The organism is Variovorax sp. P4_B11 (assembly GCF_056402355.1).
In genome coordinates this window covers 140,918-158,096 of the sequence record NZ_JBFUHO010000006.1, presented here as the reverse complement: position 1 = coordinate 158,096, position 17,179 = coordinate 140,918, and the positions used below count along the sequence as shown (strand labels likewise).

Genomic DNA, 17,179 nt, shown 5'->3' with positions numbered 1-17,179 from the left:
GGGCGGGCTACCCGAGCTCGAAGCTCGTGAGCCCGTAGACCCGCTGCAACTCGCAGGCCGGCGCAGCGCCGGCGTACATGCGCGCGGTCTCGAACACGCTGCGCATTCCCGCGGCCTGCGCCATGGCCACTGCCTCGGCGTTCGGCAGCGGGACGTCGAGGTAGACCGCGTCGCCTGCCGGCACCGCCGCGCACAAGGCCACGAAGAGGGCGTGTGCGACCTTCGGGTCGTCCGCGACCAGTGGCGCGATCTTGTGGCCCTCGCGGCAGCGCCGGATCAGACCCCATCCCGCAAGCCGGCCGCCGTCGAGCCAGGCCAGGCCGATCGCATCGGGCACGCGGATCCAGGCGCGCAGGAAGGCTTCGCGCGCTGCCGGGAACACGCGGCGGTCGTCGGCCTGCAGCAGGGCGTCGTCGACGCTGGCCAGCGGGGCGACCTGCGGCGGCGTGGCGCTGCCGCCGCGGGCCACGCCAGCGAAGCGGGCGTTGTTCCAGGCCAGTTCGAAGCCGCTGCGGCGGTAGTTGTCCTGCTGTGCGGGCACGCCGTCGAGTCCGACCACCTGGCCAGCGAGCCGCGCCATGCCCGCGCGCCAGAGGCGGATGCCGAAGCCCCGGCCGCGCCAGGCCGGCGCCACGATGTAGAGGCCGATGAAGCCGAAGCGACCCGCATACGACACTGCGCTGATGCAGCCCACCGCCTCCCCGCGATGCTCGGCGACCAGGAACCCGCCGGGGTCCGCGGCGTGGAAGCAGGCGGCGTCGTGCAGGCCGGGGTTCCAGCCTTCGCGGGCGGCCATCTCGGTCACGAGCGGCATCTGGTCGAGGTCGAGCGGGCGAATCGCGAGGTCCATGCGCGGCATTCTGGCCGATGCGCGCGTCGGCTTCCTGTCCAATAGCGCCCCATGGACACCTCGCAAGACACGCAACGCCGGCTGACCGACCTCGAGATCAAGGCGAGCTTCACCGAAGACCTGCTGGACCAGCTGAACCTGACCATCTACCGCCAGCAGGAGCAGATCGACAGCCTGCTGCGCCAGGTCGCGCAACTGCGCCAGCAAAGCCCCGATCCGGGCGCAGGAGGGGCGCGCAGCCTGCGCGACGACTTGCCGCCGCACTACTGAAGACCTATTTCACGCCGCCGCCATTCATGCCATCCTCGTCGCTGTACGTCCTGAAACACAATTGAACAAAGCACTGAAGGAGTGGGGAATGCGACATCCAGAGCGTCACCGAAGGCGGGCCGCGGGCGTGGCGGCGGCTGCCGCGCTGCTGCTAGGGGCGGGTGGCGCCGGCGCCCAGGCGTCCGATGCGCCGCCGGCCTCCGCCGCCGCGCCGGCCGACGGCACGGCCCTGGCGGTCCACCCCTGGGTGGTCCCGCCGCCCAATTGGTCGCCCGAGGCCTACTTCACCAACCTCAAGGACGGCAGCACGCTGGAGGCTCCGTTCGTGGCGCGATTCGGTCTCTCGATGCGTGGCATCGTGCCGGCCGGCAGGTCCGCGGGCACGGCGGGCCACCACCATCTGCTGATCGACCAGCCGCTGCCGCTCGATTTCACCAAGCCGCTGCCTTTCACCGAGCACTACATCCACTTCGGCAAGGGCCAGATGGAGACCGTGGTCGATCTGCCGCCGGGCAGCTACACGATGCGGCTGGTGCTGGCCGACCAGGGCCACATTCCCTATTTCGTCTATAGCAAGCCGCTCAAGTTCACGGTCAGCAAGCAGAGCAAGGGCATCACGCCGGCCGTCCTGCTTGGGACGCCGCGCATCGAACTGCTGAGCCCCGCGGACCGGAGCACGGTGCAACTGCCGTTGCGCGTGCAGTTCCACGCCAGCGGCCTGAACATCTCGAGCGCCGCGCCCAAGGTGCCGGACACCGGCCACTTCCGCCTGGTGCTGGAGCGCCAGGGCCAGAAGACCGAGGTGATCGAACTCGATGGCGGCCAGACCGAGCTGTGGCTCCATCCGCCCAAGGGCAGCTACAACGCGCGGCTCGAACTGATGAGCAACACCGCGGCCGGCAACGTGGTCGCCCGCGCCAGGCCGGTCGCCTTCACCGTGCCCTGAGCACCGCGGCCGCCACCTCGGCGAAGCCGGCGCCGCGCTCCTGCTGCGTGACATAGCGCGGCAGGTGGGACAGGGCGGCCTCGAAGCGGCGGACATTGGCGACGCCGATGCTGTGCTCGAAATGCTCGAACATCAGCGCATCGTTGGTCGAGTCGCCGACATAGGCCCAGCGCGGCATCTCGTCGTCGAGCCGGCGGCCCCACAGCGCGCGCACGATCCAGCGCGCGCCCTCGAGCTTGTCGTGCTCGCCGTACCAGCCGTTGACGTGGATGCTGCTGACGGTGGCGTGCATGCCCTCGCTGCGCATCAGGGCGGCCACGGCGGCGATCTGCGCGTCGTCGAGCCGCGTGAATTCGCTGTGGTCGATCGCGATGTCGCACTCGCGGCCCGCCGAGTCGGTGGCGCGCCGGGCGCCGGGGATCTCGCGCTCGATGCGGTCCAGCACGGCCTGCATGCGGGCGAAGTTGCGTGCGCGCGTGGACGCGTCCTGCTGGTAGCGCTTCTCGATCGCGCCACCGGGCAAGGGCAGCAGCGCGACGGCGCCGTTCTCGGCCACGATGGCGTCCACCGGCCAGACGCTGGCGAAGGGCTCGCTCCAGCCGACCGGGCGCCCCGTGATCGCCACGCGATGCAAGCCCGCGGCTCGAAGGTCGGCGAGACCCGCGAGCGCATCGGCGCTGATCGCGCCCTCGGTCGTCAGCGTGTCGTCGATGTCGGTGAAGACGCCGACCAGCGCGCGCCGCGCCGCCGGCGGCCACTCGGTCAGGGCCTGCATCAGCTGGCCGCCGGGCCGCCCCAAGGGCGGCTGCGCCCCCTCGGGGGGCAGCGAGGACACGTCAGTGCCGAGCGTGGGGGCGGACATCAGGACGTCTGAAGCGACAGCCCCGCATGCTCGCGCAGCGGATGGAAGTGGATCTTCGGGAAGCGCTCCTGCGCCAGCCGCACGTCGTAGGGCGAGGTGCACAGGTAGGCCAGCGTGTTGGCGGCGTCGAGTGCCATGCGCTGCGGATAGGCATCGACGAAGGACCGCAATTCGGCCGGCGTGTCGGCCGTGATCCAGCGCGCGCCGGTGTATTGGCAGCCCTCGAGCCGGATGTCGGCGTCGTACTCGGTCTTGAGCCGATGCTGCACCACTTCGAATTGCAGCTGCCCGACCGCGCCGAGCAGCATCGGGCCGCCGACCTCGGGCCGGAACACCTGGATCGCGCCTTCTTCGCCGAGCTGGGCCAGGCCCTGCTGCAGCTGCTTGGTGCGCAGCGGATTCTTCAGGATCACGGTCATGAAGAGCTCGGGCGCGAAGAAGGGCAGGCCGGTGAACTGCAGCGAGGCACCATCGGTGATGGTGTCGCCGAGCTGCACGCCGCCGTGGGTCGTGAAGCCGACGATGTCGCCGGCATAGGCTTCCTCGACCGCCTCGCGCCGCTGGCTCATGAAGGTCACGACGCTGGTCGGCCGCAGCTCTTTCGCGGTCCGCTGCACGCGCAGCTTCATGCCCGGCGTGTAGCGCCCCGAGGCCATGCGCACGAAGGCGATGCGGTCGCGGTGGTTGGCATCCATGTTGGCCTGCACCTTGAACACCACGCCGGCGAAGTCCTTGTCCTCGGGCTGGATTTCGCGCACCACCGGCTGCCGGTTGACCATCGTGGTGCTGGTGCGCGGCTGCGGCGGCGGTGCCAGGTCGACCAGCGCGTCGAGCACTTCCATCACGCCGAAATTGTTGACGCCGGAGCCGAAGAACACCGGCGTCTGCTTGCCGGACAGGAAGGCCTCGCGGTCCCAGCTCGGCGAGGCGCCGGTGGCCAGTTCCATGCTCTCCATCGCGTGGTCGAACTCGCGGCCGAAGCGCTTGTTCAGCGCCTCGCGGTTGGTCAGCGGGATGGTCTCGAAGTCCTGTGGCAGCTTCTCCTGGCCCGACTCGAACACCGTCATCGCCTGCGTGCGCAGGTTGATGATGCCGCCGAAGGTCTTGCCCTGGCCGACCGGCCAGGTCATCGGCACGCAGGGCATGCCGAGCTCGCGCTCGATCTCGTCGAGCAGCTCGAGCGGCTCGCGCACCTCGCGGTCCATCTTGTTGACGAAGGTGATGATCGGCGTGTCGCGCTGCCGGCAGACCTCGATCAGCCGCCGGGTCTGGGCCTCGACGCCGTTGGCGGCATCGATCACCATCAGCGCCGAGTCGACCGCCGTGAGCACGCGGTAGGTGTCTTCGGAGAAGTCCTTGTGGCCGGGCGTGTCGAGCAGGTTGATGACGTGGTCGCGGTAGACCATCTGCATCACCGACGAGGCGACCGAGATGCCGCGCTGCTTCTCGATCTCCATCCAGTCGGAGGTGGCGTGGCGCGAGGCCTTGCGCGCCTTCACCGAGCCGGCGATCTGGATCGCGCCCGAGAACAGCAGCAGCTTCTCGGTCAGCGTGGTCTTGCCGGCGTCGGGGTGGGAGATGATCGCGAAAGTGCGGCGGCGTTTGGTTTCGGAGGCGAAGTTCATGGTGAACGCGGTGCGCGCTCACGGGCGCGGGCTGCTGGAAGCAAAGCCCGCAATTTTACCGGCCGTGCCGCCGCCGTGCCGGCCGGCCCCTTCGATTCACATCGGCGGCGTGAAGCCGTTGCGGCCCACCAGCACGCTCGAGGCGGTCGGCTTGCCGTCCTTGACCCGGGCCGTGACCACGACCTGGGCGCCCTGAACCACCAGCGCCGCCTGGTCGTCCTGCGCCGGGTTGAAGGCGACGATCGGCGTGCCGCGCGGAACGATCAAGGTCTGTTCGCCGCCCTTGTACCTGAGCACGATCTTCCGTCCGCCGGGCGTCGACGCAGGCGCCGCCGCGAGCGTGGCGACGGTGGCGTTGGTCATCGTGCCGTTGGGCACCGTGTCCCAGGCACGGAAGCCCTCGCCGGTGCCGCGCATGGCCTCCGGAAACACATGGACTTCCACCGCGCGCTGGCTGCCGTCGGGCTGCGGCGTCGCGCCGGCGCCGATGAAGCTGTGGGGCTTGATGTCGCTGAGGCTGATCGGCCGTACTTCGGTGACCCGCATGTCGGTGGGGCGCGCCATCGTGACGACTTCGCCGCTGCGGTCCTTCACGGTCAGCGAATCGGCATCGACATGCGCGATGACGCCACGCACGCGTACCGGCGGCGCATCGGCTTGTGCCGCGGCGCCGGAGGACAGCGCGACCGACGTGGCCGCCGCGAGTGAAAGGGCGAGGATTCTGGCTTTGGGCATGGCGGGGATGCGGTGCGGCGGTGATGGGAAGGGCAGTCTAGGGCGATCCGCCGGACCCTGCTGGCGGGCCGGCCGCGCGACGCGCTAAAATGCCCCGTTCCGAGGAGCGTTGCAGCGCCGACAGGCGTGAGGCTCGGACCATCATCGCAACCACGCTCACCCGCTGTTCTCGCGGTGAGTCTCTTCCCCGAACGCAGTGGCCACTGTCAAACCTGCTTTGGAGCCAACATGAGCGCTGTTCTCAAACCGTCCCCCGTTTCGACCGCCGACCAGGCGATCGCCGACCTGTCCCTGGCCGCCTGGGGCCGCAAGGAAATCCGGATCGCCGAAACCGAGATGCCCGGGCTGATGGCGATCCGCGAGGAGTTTGCCAAGGGCCAGGCCCTGAAGGGCGCGCGCATCACCGGCTCGCTGCACATGACGATCCAGACCGCGGTGCTGATCGAGACGCTGCAGGCGCTCGGCGCCACCGTGCGCTGGGCCTCGTGCAACATCTTCTCGACCCAGGACCACGCCGCCGCCGCCATCGCCGCCAGCGGCACGCCGGTGTTCGCGATCAAGGGCGAGTCGCTGACCGACTACTGGGACTACACCCACGCCATCTTCGAATTCGGCCCCAAGGGCGCGAAGGACGAAGGCCCGAACATGATCCTCGACGACGGCGGCGACGCCACGATGCTGATGCATCTGGGCCAGAAGGCCGAGAAGGACCTGGGCGTGCTGGCCAACCCGACCAGCGAAGAGGAGCGCATCCTGTTCGCCGCGATCAAGGCCAAGCTGGCGGTCGATGCCACCTGGTACAGCCGCAAGTCGGCCCAGATCATCGGCGTGACCGAAGAGACCACCACCGGCGTGCACCGCCTGAACGAGATGTCGGCCAAGGGCACGCTGCAGTTCCGCGCCATCAACGTCAACGACTCGGTCACCAAGAGCAAGTTCGACAACCTCTACGGTTGCCGCGAATCGCTGGTCGACGGCATCAAGCGCGCCACCGACGTGATGATCGCCGGCAAGGTCGCCTGCGTGGCCGGCTACGGCGACGTCGGCAAGGGCTCGGCCCAGGCCCTGCGCGCCCTGAGCGCCCAGGTCTGGGTGACCGAGATCGACCCGATCAACGCCCTGCAGGCCGCGATGGAAGGCTACAAGGTCGTGACCATGGAGTACGCCGCCGACAAGGCCGACATCTTCGTCACCACCACCGGCAACCGCGACGTGATCCGCCACGAGCACATGGCCGCCATGAAGGACCAGGCGATCGTCTGCAACATCGGCCACTTCGACAACGAGATCGACGTCGCCTCGATCGAGAAGTACGAGTGGGAAGAGATCAAGCCGCAGGTCGACCACATCACCTTCCCCGATGGCAAGAAGATCATCCTGCTGGCCAAGGGCCGCCTCGTGAACCTGGGCTGCGGCACGGGCCACCCGAGCTTCGTGATGTCGTCCTCGTTCGCGAACCAGACCATCGCCCAGATCGAGCTCTTCACCAAGCCCGATGCCTACCAGGCCGGCCGTGTCTACGTGCTGCCCAAGCACCTCGACGAGAAGGTCGCGCGCCTGCACCTGAAGAAGGTCGGCGCCATGCTGACCACGCTGACCGACACGCAGGCCGCCTACATCGGCGTCGACAAGAACGGCCCTTACAAGCCGGACACCTACCGCTATTGAGGAGCGCTTTGCGCGCCGATCAATTGCTCGTCGAACGCGGCCTGGCCGCATCCCGCTCGCAGGCCGTGCGGCTGATCGCGGGCGGCCTGCGCTGGCGCGACGGCGCCGACTGGCGCGTCGTGGGCAAGAACCGCGACGAGATCCCCGAGGGCGCCGAGCTCGAGTTGCTCGATGCCGCGGAGGCGCGCTACGTCTCGCGCGGCGGGCTCAAGCTCGAGGGCGCGCTGGCCGCGACCGGCATCGACCCGCGCGGCCGGCGCTGCCTCGACGTCGGCCAGTCGACCGGCGGCTTCACCGACTGCCTGCTGCAGCAGGGCGCCGCGCACGTGGTGGGCGTCGACGTCGGCCATGGCCAGTTGCACGCGCGGGTGCGGGACGATGCGCGCGTGACCGCGATCGAAGGCGTCAACGCCCGCACGCTCGACGCCGCGGCCTGGAGCGCCGAGTCGCCCGAGGACGCGGACTTCGGCCTGATCGTCGGCGACCTGTCCTTCATCTCGCTGACGCTGGTGCTGCCCGCGCTGGTGCCGCTGCTGCAGCCGCAGGGCGAGCTGCTGATGCTGGTCAAGCCGCAGTTCGAGCTGCAACCGGGGCAGGTCGGCAAGGGCGGCATCGTGCGCGATCCGGCGCTCTACGCCGTGGTCGAGCAGCGACTGCGCGATGCCTGCGCGGCATTGCAGCTGCGCGTCGTGCATTGGCTCGACAGCCCGATCGCCGGCGGCGACGGCAACCGCGAGTTTTTCATTCATGCCGTCCGAGCGGACGGCGAACCAGGAGCCGGCCGTGCGCCTACCGCTCAGCTTTGAGTTCTTTCCGACCAAGACGCCCGAAGGTGCCGTCAAGCTGCGTGCCGTGCGCCAGCAGCTCTATGCACAGGAGCCCGAGTTCTGCTCCGTGACCTACGGCGCCGGCGGCTCGACGCACGATGGCACCTTCGGCGCGGTGCGCGAGATCCTGTCCGAAGGCGTGGCCGCGGCCTGCCATTTTTCCTGCATCGGCGCCACCAAGGCCACCGTTCGCGCGCAACTGGCCGAACTCAAGGCGATGGGCGTCAAGCGCCTGGTCGCCCTGCGCGGCGACTTGCCGAGCGGCTACGGCCTGGGCGGCGAATTCCACTATGCGAGCGATCTCGTGGCCTTCATCCGCGAGGAGACCGGCCGCGACTTCCACATCGAGGTCGCCTGCTACCCCGAGGTGCATCCGCAGGCCCGTTCGCCCGAAGCCGACCTGCAGGCCTTCGCGACCAAGGTGCGGGCCGGCGCCGACTCGGCCATCACGCAGTACTTCTTCAGCCCCGAGGCCTACTGGCGCTTCGTCGACGATGCCCGCGCGCTGGGGCTCGACACGCCGATCGTGCCGGGCATCATGCCGATCACCAGTTCCACCCAGCTGATGCGTTTCTCGGATGCGTGCGGGGCGGAGATCCCGCGCTGGATCCGCTTGCGGCTGCAGAGCTTCGGCGACGACACGGCCTCGATCAAGGCCTTTGGTCTCGACGTCGTTGCGGCCCTCTGCGATCGGCTCAGCGCGGCCGGCGCACCGGCGCTGCATTTCTACACGATGAACCAGTCGGTGGCCACGCTCGGTGTGCTGCAGCGGCTGGGTTGGGCTGCATGACATTGCGCGGCGGCCTCGCGGCGTTGCTCGCGGCCGGGCTGCTCGCGGCCTGCTCGGTGCAGCCGCCCTCGCAGGGCCAAGCGGCCGGCGATGTCCCGCAGGGGCGCTTGCGCCCGCTGGCGAAGCAGCCGGCCCTGCCGCCCGGCGCGCCGCCGCGCTCCGCGGTGCCTTCGGTGCGCTACGACCTCGCGGCGTCGGGCACCGGCGAGCCGGACGACGGATTTCCCGGTGACCAAGGTCGCGAAGTCTTCGAGCGCGGCGGCGCCTCCTGGTACGGCATCCAGTTCCATCAGCGCAAGACCGCGAGCGGCGAGCGCTTCGACATGACGGCCCTCACGGCGGCCCACAAGACGCTGGCCTTCAACACCCGCGTCTGCGTGCGCAGCCTGGTCAACGGCCGCGAGGTGCTGGTGCGCATCAACGACCGCGGGCCCTATTCCTCGGGCCGCGTGATCGACCTGAGCCGGGCCGCGGCCGAAGCGATCGGCATGCTCGGCATGGGGATCAAGACGGTGGCGCTATCGGTCGTCGACAACGAGACCGATCGCTGCGGCGGAAGCGAGGCGGGCCCGGCCGAGACCCCGCCTCAGGCAGCGCCGGAGGCGGCGCAGAAGCCCACCCCGAAGGTCACGCCGCGCAAGCGCCGCTAGCCTCCGCTGTCGAGCGAGAAAGTGGCGTTGCGGTCCTGCGCCAGGCGCAAGGCCATCTGCGGCAGGGCGGCCGCCAGCAGCGGTTTGAGCGTGTAGGGCGGGTTGATCAGGAACATGCCGCTGGCCGGCAGCCCCGGCCGGTGCGTGGCGCCCGTGGCATCGGTCGTGATCTTGCTCGACTTGACCGTCAGCGTGGCGTGCAGCCACGACTTGCCGGCCTTGGTCGCCATCGTCTTGAGCCGGCGCGGCAGGTCGTGCGCCTCCGGCCGCGGGATGATCGGGTACCAGACGGCGTAGGTGCCGGTGGCAAAGCGCTTGAGCGCCTCGGCCACGAAGTCCAGCACCCGGGCGTAGTCGCTCTTGATCTCGTAGCTCGGGTCGCATAGCACCAGCGCGCGGCGCGAGGGCGGCGGCAGGAACTTGGTGGCACTGCCGAAGCCGTCGTCGCGCAGCACCGCGATCTGGCGGCCGGCCTCGAGCTGGGCGATGTTGGCGTCGAGGGTCCGGGCGTCGGTCGGATGCAGCTCGAACAGCTTGAGCTTGTCGTGCTCGCGCAGCAGGTGGTGCACGATGAAGGGCGAGCCCGGATAGATCTTGGCGCCGCCCTTGGGGTTGAAGTCGCCGACCACCTGGAGGTAGCGGGCGAGGGCGTCGGCCAGTGGCGCCTCGGGTGCCGTGGCGGCGGATTTGGGGGGGCTGCCGCCTCCCGGCGCGGCCGCCGGGGCTGCCTTCGGGGGCGCCAGCAGGCGCAGGATGCCCTCTGCCGCCTCGCCGCTGGTGCCGGCGTAGTCGCCGTCGAGCCGGTAGAGGCCGGCGCCGGCATGGGTGTCGACCACGGTGAGGGCGGTGTCTTTCTCGAGCAGGTGCTCGAGCGTGGCAATCAGCACCGTGTGCTTGAGCACGTCGGCGTGGTTGCCGGCGTGGAAGGCGTGGCGGTAGCTGAACATGCCCCCGATGGTAACGGCCCCTCGCCCCGAAAAGGGCGCCGGATTGCGGCGCAGGCGCCTTTCTTCGTATAATGGAGGGCTTCGCAGCGCTTTTGTGGCCCCGCGGCGAAGAACGATGCCCGCTTCGGCGGGGGTCAGACCACCACCTAAGAGATTCCCGCCAGAGGAACGCCGACCGTGGAAAAGGGCCAGACGTTCGCGGGCTCACGTGGGGCCCGCCAAACCCTCGAAAGAGAAACTCATGACCAAAACGTTCAGCGCCAAGCCCGCTGACGTGACGCACGAGTGGTTTGTGATTGACGCGACCGACAAGGTCCTCGGACGAGTAGCCAGCGAAGTTGCTCTCCGTTTGCGCGGCAAACACAAGGCCATTTACACGCCTCACGTCGATACCGGTGACTTCATCGTCATCATCAACGCAGCCCAGCTGCGTGTCACCGGCGCCAAGCCGATCGACAAGGTGTACTACCGTCACTCGGGCTACCCGGGCGGCATCAGTGCCACCAACTTCCGCGACATGCAAGCCAAGTTCCCGGGCCGTGCCCTGGAAAAAGCCGTCAAGGGCATGCTGCCCAAGGGCCCGCTCGGCTATGCGATGATCAAGAAACTCAAGGTGTACGGTGGTGCAGAGCACCCGCATACCGCCCAACAGCCCAAAGTGCTGGAACTGTAAGGAGCCTTGAGAATGATTGGTGAATGGAACAATGGCACCGGCCGTCGCAAATCGAGCGTCGCCCGCGTGTTCATGAAAAAGGGCACCGGCAAGATCACGGTCAATGGCAAGGACATCCAGGCTTATTTCGGCCGGGAAACCTCCATCATGATCGCCAAGCAGCCGCTGTTTTTGACGAACAACGTCGAAGCTTTCGACATCATGATCAACGTCGCTGGCGGCGGTGAATCGGGTCAGGCCGGCGCGGCGCGCCACGGCATCACCCGTGCCCTGATCGACTACGACGCGACGCTCAAGCCGGTGCTGAGCCAGGCCGGCTTCGTGACGCGCGATGCGCGTGAAGTCGAGCGCAAGAAGGTCGGTCTGCATTCCGCACGCCGCCGCAAGCAGTTCTCGAAGCGCTAAAGCGCTTTGGGCTTACCGCTCGCAATGTCAAGAAACCGCCCTCGGGCGGTTTTTTGTTGATTGAAGTAGCATTCGTCGATCGGCCGCATTGTTCGGCCCCACAGGAGTCCCCTCACAATGAGCGCCGTTGCAGAAACCCTCCAGACCCCGGCCATGATGCCCGAGCCGATCGTCTTCACCGACAGCGCGGCCGCCAAGGTCGCCGACCTGATCGCCGAAGAGGGCAACCCCGATCTCAAGCTGCGCGTGTTCGTGCAGGGTGGCGGCTGCTCCGGCTTCCAGTACGGCTTCACCTTCGACGAGATCACCAACGAAGACGACACCACCATGACCAAGAACGGTGTCTCGCTGCTGATCGACGCCATGAGCTACCAGTACCTGGTCGGCGCCGAGATCGATTACAAGGAAGACCTCCAGGGCGCCCAGTTCGTGATCAAGAACCCGAACGCGACCAGCACCTGCGGCTGCGGTTCGAGCTTCTCGGCCTGACGTCCTTCAGGCGCGTGCCTCCACGAAGCCGCCTCCGGGCGGCTTTTTGCTGCCCGCCCTCTGATCGATTGCCCGCGCGCAGCCGACAAACCCTGGGACTTCGGCCGGCGCAGCCAGGCCCGCCGGTGAAACACCGCGGAACCGGCTCCGCCGGGCCGCCGGTGTTGCCCCCGGTAGGGGGTGGGCGCCCGACACGAAGTGCGGGCAACCTGGGGGCGAGCCAAATTCAGGGGTAGATGGCGCCGAGCACGCGGGCGCCGCGGGCGCCCGTGACGCTGGCGAGATTGCCGGCTTCGCCATTCAGCGTGGCGCGCGCCAGCCAGGCGAAGGCCGCCGCCTCGACCTCCTGCGGCGGCAGGCCGCGCTCCGCCGAGGACACCACTTCGATGGCCGGCAACAGCGCGCGCAAGCGCGCCAGCAGATGCAGATTGAGGGCGCCGCCGCCGCAGACGATCAGCGTCTGGCTGTCGGCGCCATGGCGTAGCAGGTCCATCGCGCAGGTGCGGGCGGTCAGTTCGGTCAGGGTGGCCTGGACGTCGACCGGGCTTGCTGTCGACGTGCCGAGGTGGGCGGCCAGCCAGTTCGGATGAAACAGGTCGCGGCCCGTGCTCTTCGGCGGCGCCTTGGCGAAATAGGCCTCCGCGAGCATGCGCGAAAGCAGGTCGGGGAGCACCCGGCCACCCGCGGCCCACTGGCCTGCGGCGTCGAAGGGCTGGCCGTTGTGCGTCTGGCTCCAGTGATCGATGAGGGCGTTGCCCGGCCCGCAGTCGAAGCCCAGCACGGTGCCGGTGCCGGCCGGCAGGATGCTCAGGTTGGAGATGCCGCCGATGTTCAGGACCGCCACCGCCCGGTCGTCGCGGGCGAACAGGGCCCGGTGGAAGGCCGGCACCAGCGGAGCGCCCTGGCCACCCGCGGCCAGGTCGCGGCTGCGAAAGTCGGCGACCACCCGGATGCCGGTCAGTTCGGCGAGCAGCGAGGGGTTGTTGATCTGCAGGGTGTAGCCGACCTCGTCGAATTCGCCGGGCCGGTGCCGGACGGTCTGGCCATGGGCGCCGATGGCGGCGATGGCATCGGGCGCCAGTCCGGCGTCGTCCAGCAACTGCTGCGCCACCCGGGCGTACACGCGGGCCAGTCCGTTGCCGGCCAGCGCGGCCCGATGCAGTTCGTTGCTGCCCGCGGTGTTGAGCGCCATCAGCTCGGCGCGCAGGCTCATCGGGAAGGGGGCGGCCGCGTAACCCTGCACGGCGATGCCGCCGTTCGAGAAATCCGCCAGCACGCCATCGACGCCGTCCAGCGAGGTGCCCGACATCAGGCCGATGAACAGTTCAGCCATGGGTTCGGGGTGTTGGGAGCGGGGCCTGTCGGCCGTTCGTCAGTCGGCGCTGGCCTGGACCACCGAGAAGGCGGCCGACAGCTCGTTTCGGGTGGCGAGCGCGAGGCGCTCGAAGGCCGGGCGGGAGGCCGCGGTGATCGGAACGCCGCCGTCCTGCTGGGCGATCGTGGCCGGGTCGTGGTACTCGCCATTGACCCGGAACTCGAAATGCAGGTGCGGGCCTGTGGCCCAGCCGGTCGAACCGACGGCGCCGAGCGTCTGGCTCTGGCTGATGCTCTGGCCGGCCCTGACGTCGACCCGGCTCAGGTGGGCGTAGGCGGTTTCCTGGTTGTTGCGGTGCTTCAGGACCACGATGTTGCCGTAGCCGTTCTGCGTGCCGGCGAACTCGACCGTGCCGTCGCCGACCGCGCGCACCGGCGTGCCGGTCGGGGCCGCGAAATCGATGCCGTGGTGCTGGCGCCAGCTGTTCAGGATCGGGTGCATGCGCATCGCGAAGCCGCTGGTCACGCGCGAGAACTCGACCGGCGAGCTCAGGTAGGCGCGACGCAGGCTGTCGCCGTTGGGGCGGTAATAGCCGCCCTTCTGGCCGGGCTGCTGGAACCACAGCGCCTGGTAGAGCTTGCCATTGCTCTCGAACTCGGCCGACAGCACGCGGCCGGTGCGCAGGGTCTGGCCGTCGGCATCCTGCGTCTCGTAGACCACCGCGAAGCGGTCGCCCTTGCGCAGGGCGCGGAAGTCGACGTCGCCCGAGAAGATGTCGGCCAGCTGGCTGGCCACCGGGTCGGGGATGCGAGCGTCGTCGGTGGCGGCGAACAGCGATGTGCGCACGATGCCGCTGGCGAGCCGGGTGCCCGGCGTCAAGGCGTCGGTTTCGGTGCGGGCGCGGAAGCCGGTGGGCGTCTTTTCGACCACCAGGCGCTTGAAGCCGCCGTCGCCATCGGGAATCCAGCGGGCGCTGAGCTTCTTCAGTGCGTTTTCCTGGGTCGCTTCGGCGGTCACGGTGCGGCCGGGACGGCTCAGCAGCGCGGCCCGGGCCTCGGCATTGCCGCGCACGAAGGCGGCCGCGGCCGGATCGGACAGGCCGAGGCGCTGCAGCAGGGCCTCGGCGGTGTCGCTCGAGCGCGTGAATTCGGTCCGGAACAGGGTGAAGCTGTGGGCGTCCAACGCTTCGAGCTGGTCGGCGAAGGAGGTGGAAGGGGCGACGGCCTCGAAGACCTGCTTGACGGGAAGCTCGGCCGCATCGGGCCCGAGGGAGGCGACGGCGAAGGCACCACCGCCGGCGAACAGCAGCACGGCGGCGATCGCAGCCGTGATCTGCTTGGGATAGGTCCGGAATGTGTGAGCCACGCGCGAAGCAATCAGCTCCTCGGCGGCAAGAATGCCGTTGATCAAACTTCGAAATCCAGCTCAGGTTCAGCAAATCCGTACTGCGAGGGCCGTGTCGGACGGGCGGCAGGACGGTGCGGTCGCAGCGCCGCTTAGAATCCGGCGCTTGGAAAAGTCGGGCTGAGTATAGCTTCGGCCATACAAAATTTAGCCAAAAAGCCCAATGAACCCCGGTTTTGTTACATCCACAAGTCTGTCTGAAGTTGTAGGACAGGCCCTCGAAATTTCACTCCGTGGAACTGACGAGCTGCTCCCGCAGGACGAGTGGGTGCGCAAGCTCCAGCGCTCCGAGGCCACCGGGGCGCCGCTGCGCATCAAGCTGGGCCTGGACCCGACCGCGCCGGACATCCACATCGGCCACACGGTGGTGCTCAACAAGATGCGCCAGCTGCAGGACCTGGGCCATACGGTGATCTTCCTGATCGGCGACTTCACGACCACCATCGGCGACCCGTCGGGGCGCAACAGCACCCGGCCGCCGCTGACCCGCGAGCAGATCGAGGCCAACGCGCAAACCTACTACAAACAGGCGAGCCTCGTACTCGACCCGTCGAAGACCGAGATCCGTTACAACTCCGAGTGGAGCGATCCGCTCGGCGCCCGCGGAATGATCCAGCTGGCCGCCAAGTACACGGTGGCGCGGATGATGGAACGCGACGACTTCAGCAAGCGCTTCAAGGCCGGGCAGTCGATCTCGGTGCACGAGTTCCTCTATCCGCTGATGCAGGGCTACGACTCGGTGGCGCTCAAGTCCGACCTCGAACTTGGCGGCACCGACCAGAAGTTCAATCTGCTCGTCGGGCGGCATCTCCAGCAGGAATATGGCCAGGAACCGCAGTGCATACTCACTATGCCACTGCTGGAGGGGCTCGATGGCGTCGAGAAGATGTCGAAGAGCAAGAACAACTACATCGGCATCAGCGAGGATCCGAACACCATGTTCGCCAAGGTGCTGTCGATCTCCGACACCCTCATGTGGCGCTGGTACACGCTGCTGAGCTTCAAGTCGCTGGCCGAGATCGCGGCGCTCCGGGCCGAGGTCGATGCGGGGCGCAATCCGAAGGATGCCAAGGTCGCGCTGGCCAAGGAGATCACGGCGCGCTTCCACAGCGCCGCGGCGGCCGAGGCGGCCGAGCAGGATTTCATCCACCGCAGCAAGGGCGGCGTCCCCGACGAGATCCCGGAAGTCGCGCTGGCCGGCGCCCCCCTGGGCATCGCCCAGTTGCTCAAGCAGGCCGGTCTTGCCCCATCGACCTCCGAGGGCAACCGCCTGATCGACGGCGGCGGGGTCCGCGTCGACTCGACGGTGATCAGCGACAAGGCGCTCAAGCTACCTGCCGGCACCTACGTCGTCCAGGTCGGCAAGCGCAAATTCGCCAAAGTCACCCTGACCTGACCGACCGGACAGGGGCCGGCGCAGCCCGGCCCCGTTGGTGAAACACCGCGGATCTGGCTTTGCCAGTCCGCTGGTGTTGCCCCCGGTAGGGGGTGGGAGGGCTACACGAAGTGAGCCCGACCTGGGGGCGAGCAACTACCTGACTTCGATGGTCACCCTGCGGTTGCGCGGCTCGTCGACTTCATCGGCCGTGCGCACCGCGAGCTCGCGTTCGCCGCGGCCCACGGCTTCGATGCGGTTCGGCGGGAAGTCGCGCGCGAGGAAGAGCTGCCTGATTTCCAGTGCGCGGGTGAGCGACAGGGTGTCGTTGCGCGTGAGCGTGCCGACCGTGTCGCTATGGCCCGTGACCACGATCTCGCCGCCGCTGCGCGCCAGGGCGGTGGCCAGTGCTTCGTTCATGGCGACCTGCGACGCCGCGGTGAGCACGATGCCGCCGGCTTCGAAATACACGGTGTAGCGTTGCGCCGGCGGCGGCATCAGGTCGAAGAGCGCCTTGTAGTCGCGCTTCAGGCCCTCGGGATCGACCTTGTCGATCGCCGGCGCTCCGTGGGCGCCTCGCTGGGCTGTCGCGCGTTCGTAGGGCTGAGACAGCGTCTCTTCGCCCGCCTCCGTGCGCACCACCACGGCGGACGGCTTGCCGTCGGCCTGGGGCAGCAGCACCACGCGGGTACCGGGTGAGGCGCAGGCCGCAAGCAGCGCGGAAGAAACAACGACCAGCAGAAGGAGAAGACGGCGAACTGTCACGGCTGCGGATCTGCCTCGACGATGAAATCGGTGCCGCGGATGCCGATCACCGCGGTTTGCGTCTCGACACGCACGGCATCGGGGTGGGTCCTGCCAATGAGTCCGGTGACCATCCGCAGGGTCCCGCGCAGCAGCGAGACCAGCATGCTCCCGTCCTGCGTGGTCGAGTCGAAATGGAACTGCTTGAGGTCGACCCGCGACGACGGACCGACCACCAGCGTCGTGCCGTCGCGCAGCACCACGCTGGCGCCCGACTCGGCACCGGTCTGGAGGCGGTCGATGGGCGCCACGGCGTCGCCGGCACTCGCGGCCCGCGGCCTGCCATCGCTACCGAGCAGCTGGACGTCACCGCGCACGGATTTCACGATGCCGGCGCGTTCCTCGCTTGCCGTGGGCCTTGGCGCTTCGGCCGAAGGGGCGCTGCCTGCACTTGTCTGGGCCGCCGCACCGGAGGCGGCAAGGGCGAGGCCGCACAGGACCAGGGTTGATTTCTTGTTCACGAGCACGCTTCCGCAACGATTGGGGACCTTGCGGTCGATGGTATGCGAGGGCAGGTGGACCGCGATAATTCGGCAGCGCCGCG

Annotated in this window: 19 protein-coding genes and 1 riboswitch; of the genes, 10 read left to right on the top strand and 9 right to left on the bottom strand. The window is 68.6% G+C overall.

The window, feature by feature from the left end:
• Positions 1–7: 7 nt before the first annotated feature.
• Positions 8–850 carry a GNAT family N-acetyltransferase gene (locus AC1DYD_RS08935; RefSeq protein ID WP_478172384.1) on the bottom strand — a complete coding sequence of 281 codons (843 nt, stop codon included), beginning with the start codon at positions 848–850 and terminating at the stop codon, positions 8–10.
• 51 nt (positions 851–901) lie between these two features.
• Between AC1DYD_RS08935 and AC1DYD_RS08930 the strand changes: the two genes are divergently transcribed.
• Both AC1DYD_RS08930 and AC1DYD_RS08925 read left to right on the top strand, forming a co-directional pair.
• The gene (locus tag AC1DYD_RS08930; RefSeq protein ID WP_478172383.1) at positions 902–1,120 is read left to right on the top strand and encodes a SlyX family protein; all 219 of its coding nucleotides are present in this window, start codon (positions 902–904) and stop codon (positions 1,118–1,120) included.
• A gap of 88 nt (positions 1,121–1,208) precedes the next feature.
• The gene (locus AC1DYD_RS08925) at positions 1,209–2,066 is read left to right on the top strand and encodes a DUF4399 domain-containing protein (protein ID WP_478172382.1); all 858 of its coding nucleotides are present in this window, start codon (positions 1,209–1,211) and stop codon (positions 2,064–2,066) included.
• Here AC1DYD_RS08925 and AC1DYD_RS08920 read toward each other — a convergent pair.
• The 3 genes from AC1DYD_RS08920 to AC1DYD_RS08910 all read right to left on the bottom strand — a co-directional run bounded on the left by AC1DYD_RS08920 (position 2,053) and on the right by AC1DYD_RS08910 (position 5,288).
• Positions 2,053–2,841, bottom strand: coding sequence for an HAD-IIB family hydrolase (locus AC1DYD_RS08920; RefSeq protein ID WP_478172446.1), 789 nt, complete (start codon positions 2,839–2,841; stop codon positions 2,053–2,055). The two genes, AC1DYD_RS08925 and AC1DYD_RS08920, sit on opposite strands and share 14 nt — an antisense overlap.
• Before the next feature lie 86 nt (positions 2,842–2,927).
• Entirely contained in the window at positions 2,928–4,553 is a 1,626-nt protein-coding gene (locus AC1DYD_RS08915; protein ID WP_478172381.1) for a peptide chain release factor 3, read from the bottom strand.
• A gap of 96 nt (positions 4,554–4,649) precedes the next feature.
• On the bottom strand, positions 4,650–5,288 hold the full coding sequence (locus AC1DYD_RS08910) for a hypothetical protein (protein ID WP_478172380.1): 639 nt from the start codon (positions 5,286–5,288) through the stop codon (positions 4,650–4,652).
• A 95-nt stretch (positions 5,289–5,383) separates the two neighbouring features.
• Positions 5,384–5,453, top strand: a riboswitch (S-adenosyl-L-homocysteine riboswitch).
• A 63-nt stretch (positions 5,454–5,516) separates the two neighbouring features.
• On the opposite strand from AC1DYD_RS08910, the gene ahcY reads away from it, so the two are divergent.
• From ahcY to AC1DYD_RS08890, 4 genes are read left to right on the top strand one after another with little or no spacing between them, the layout of a single operon-like run.
• Positions 5,517–6,956: an adenosylhomocysteinase gene (gene ahcY / locus AC1DYD_RS08905; protein ID WP_478172379.1), complete on the top strand. Its 1,440-nt coding sequence runs from the start codon at positions 5,517–5,519 to the stop codon at positions 6,954–6,956.
• 8 nt (positions 6,957–6,964) lie between these two features.
• Entirely contained in the window at positions 6,965–7,762 is a 798-nt protein-coding gene (locus AC1DYD_RS08900; RefSeq protein WP_478172378.1) for a TlyA family RNA methyltransferase, read from the top strand.
• Entirely contained in the window at positions 7,740–8,573 is an 834-nt protein-coding gene (metF, locus tag AC1DYD_RS08895) for a methylenetetrahydrofolate reductase [NAD(P)H] (protein ID WP_478172377.1), read from the top strand. Before AC1DYD_RS08900 ends, metF begins: the two co-directional genes overlap by 23 nt.
• Positions 8,570–9,223 carry a septal ring lytic transglycosylase RlpA family protein gene (locus tag AC1DYD_RS08890; protein ID WP_478172376.1) on the top strand — a complete coding sequence of 218 codons (654 nt, stop codon included), beginning with the start codon at positions 8,570–8,572 and terminating at the stop codon, positions 9,221–9,223. Before metF ends, AC1DYD_RS08890 begins: the two co-directional genes overlap by 4 nt.
• On the opposite strand, the gene AC1DYD_RS08885 is transcribed toward AC1DYD_RS08890, so the two are convergent.
• The gene (locus AC1DYD_RS08885; RefSeq protein WP_478172375.1) at positions 9,220–10,170 is read right to left on the bottom strand and encodes a 23S rRNA (adenine(2030)-N(6))-methyltransferase RlmJ; all 951 of its coding nucleotides are present in this window, start codon (positions 10,168–10,170) and stop codon (positions 9,220–9,222) included. The genes AC1DYD_RS08890 and AC1DYD_RS08885 overlap by 4 nt on opposite strands.
• Before the next feature lie 241 nt (positions 10,171–10,411).
• On the opposite strand from AC1DYD_RS08885, the gene rplM reads away from it, so the two are divergent.
• The 3 genes from rplM to erpA all read left to right on the top strand — a co-directional run bounded on the left by rplM (position 10,412) and on the right by erpA (position 11,737).
• Positions 10,412–10,843, top strand: coding sequence for a 50S ribosomal protein L13 (gene rplM, locus AC1DYD_RS08880; RefSeq protein ID WP_158723893.1), 432 nt, complete (start codon positions 10,412–10,414; stop codon positions 10,841–10,843).
• 12 nt (positions 10,844–10,855) lie between these two features.
• A complete protein-coding gene (gene rpsI / locus AC1DYD_RS08875; protein ID WP_162569459.1) occupies positions 10,856–11,248 on the top strand; it encodes a 30S ribosomal protein S9 in 393 nt (130 codons plus the stop codon).
• A gap of 117 nt (positions 11,249–11,365) precedes the next feature.
• Positions 11,366–11,737 (top strand): iron-sulfur cluster insertion protein ErpA, encoded by a 372-nt coding sequence (gene erpA / locus AC1DYD_RS08870; protein ID WP_478172374.1) that lies wholly within the window; start codon positions 11,366–11,368, stop codon positions 11,735–11,737.
• A gap of 226 nt (positions 11,738–11,963) precedes the next feature.
• Here the strand turns inward: erpA and AC1DYD_RS08865 are convergent, their stop codons facing one another.
• Both AC1DYD_RS08865 and AC1DYD_RS08860 read right to left on the bottom strand, forming a co-directional pair.
• Positions 11,964–13,070, bottom strand: coding sequence for an anhydro-N-acetylmuramic acid kinase (locus AC1DYD_RS08865; RefSeq protein ID WP_478172373.1), 1,107 nt, complete (start codon positions 13,068–13,070; stop codon positions 11,964–11,966).
• Between the two features lie 39 nt (positions 13,071–13,109).
• Positions 13,110–14,462, bottom strand: a complete 1,353-nt coding sequence (locus tag AC1DYD_RS08860) for a peptidoglycan DD-metalloendopeptidase family protein (RefSeq protein ID WP_478172372.1) — start codon at positions 14,460–14,462, stop codon at positions 13,110–13,112.
• Positions 14,463–14,619: 157 nt separating this feature from the next.
• Here AC1DYD_RS08860 and tyrS point away from each other — a divergent pair, with 157 nt between their 5' ends.
• Positions 14,620–15,852, top strand: coding sequence for a tyrosine--tRNA ligase (gene tyrS / locus AC1DYD_RS08855; RefSeq protein WP_478172371.1), 1,233 nt, complete (start codon positions 14,620–14,622; stop codon positions 15,850–15,852).
• Positions 15,853–15,987: 135 nt separating this feature from the next.
• On the opposite strand, the gene AC1DYD_RS08850 is transcribed toward tyrS, so the two are convergent.
• Together AC1DYD_RS08850 and AC1DYD_RS08845 are read right to left on the bottom strand one after the other, a co-directional pair.
• A complete protein-coding gene (locus AC1DYD_RS08850; protein ID WP_478172370.1) occupies positions 15,988–16,596 on the bottom strand; it encodes an OmpA family protein in 609 nt (202 codons plus the stop codon).
• Complete coding sequence (locus AC1DYD_RS08845) at positions 16,593–17,096, bottom strand: FecR family protein (RefSeq protein WP_478172369.1); 504 nt, start codon at positions 17,094–17,096, stop codon at positions 16,593–16,595. The genes AC1DYD_RS08850 and AC1DYD_RS08845 overlap by 4 nt, the downstream gene beginning before the upstream one ends.
• Positions 17,097–17,179: the final 83 nt, after the last annotated feature.

What these genes read in the sequence shown, in the direction of transcription:
- AC1DYD_RS08935 (WP_478172384.1), bottom strand. Translation starts at nt 850, where the DNA reads ATGGACCTCGCGATTCGCCCGCTCGACCTCGACCAGATGCCGCTCGTG.
- AC1DYD_RS08930 (WP_478172383.1), top strand. Translation starts at nt 902, where the DNA reads ATGGACACCTCGCAAGACACGCAACGCCGGCTGACCGACCTCGAGATC.
- AC1DYD_RS08925 (WP_478172382.1), top strand. Translation starts at nt 1,209, where the DNA reads ATGCGACATCCAGAGCGTCACCGAAGGCGGGCCGCGGGCGTGGCGGCG.
- AC1DYD_RS08920 (WP_478172446.1), bottom strand. Translation starts at nt 2,841, where the DNA reads ATGCAGGCCCTGACCGAGTGGCCGCCGGCGGCGCGGCGCGCGCTGGTC.
- AC1DYD_RS08915 (WP_478172381.1), bottom strand. Translation starts at nt 4,553, where the DNA reads ATGAACTTCGCCTCCGAAACCAAACGCCGCCGCACTTTCGCGATCATC.
- AC1DYD_RS08910 (WP_478172380.1), bottom strand. Translation starts at nt 5,288, where the DNA reads ATGCCCAAAGCCAGAATCCTCGCCCTTTCACTCGCGGCGGCCACGTCG.
- ahcY (WP_478172379.1), top strand. Translation starts at nt 5,517, where the DNA reads ATGAGCGCTGTTCTCAAACCGTCCCCCGTTTCGACCGCCGACCAGGCG.
- AC1DYD_RS08890 (WP_478172376.1), top strand. Translation starts at nt 8,570, where the DNA reads ATGACATTGCGCGGCGGCCTCGCGGCGTTGCTCGCGGCCGGGCTGCTC.
- AC1DYD_RS08885 (WP_478172375.1), bottom strand. Translation starts at nt 10,170, where the DNA reads ATGTTCAGCTACCGCCACGCCTTCCACGCCGGCAACCACGCCGACGTG.
- rplM (WP_158723893.1), top strand. Translation starts at nt 10,412, where the DNA reads ATGACCAAAACGTTCAGCGCCAAGCCCGCTGACGTGACGCACGAGTGG.
- rpsI (WP_162569459.1), top strand. Translation starts at nt 10,856, where the DNA reads ATGATTGGTGAATGGAACAATGGCACCGGCCGTCGCAAATCGAGCGTC.
- erpA (WP_478172374.1), top strand. Translation starts at nt 11,366, where the DNA reads ATGAGCGCCGTTGCAGAAACCCTCCAGACCCCGGCCATGATGCCCGAG.
- AC1DYD_RS08865 (WP_478172373.1), bottom strand. Translation starts at nt 13,070, where the DNA reads ATGGCTGAACTGTTCATCGGCCTGATGTCGGGCACCTCGCTGGACGGC.
- tyrS (WP_478172371.1), top strand. Translation starts at nt 14,620, where the DNA reads ATGAACCCCGGTTTTGTTACATCCACAAGTCTGTCTGAAGTTGTAGGA.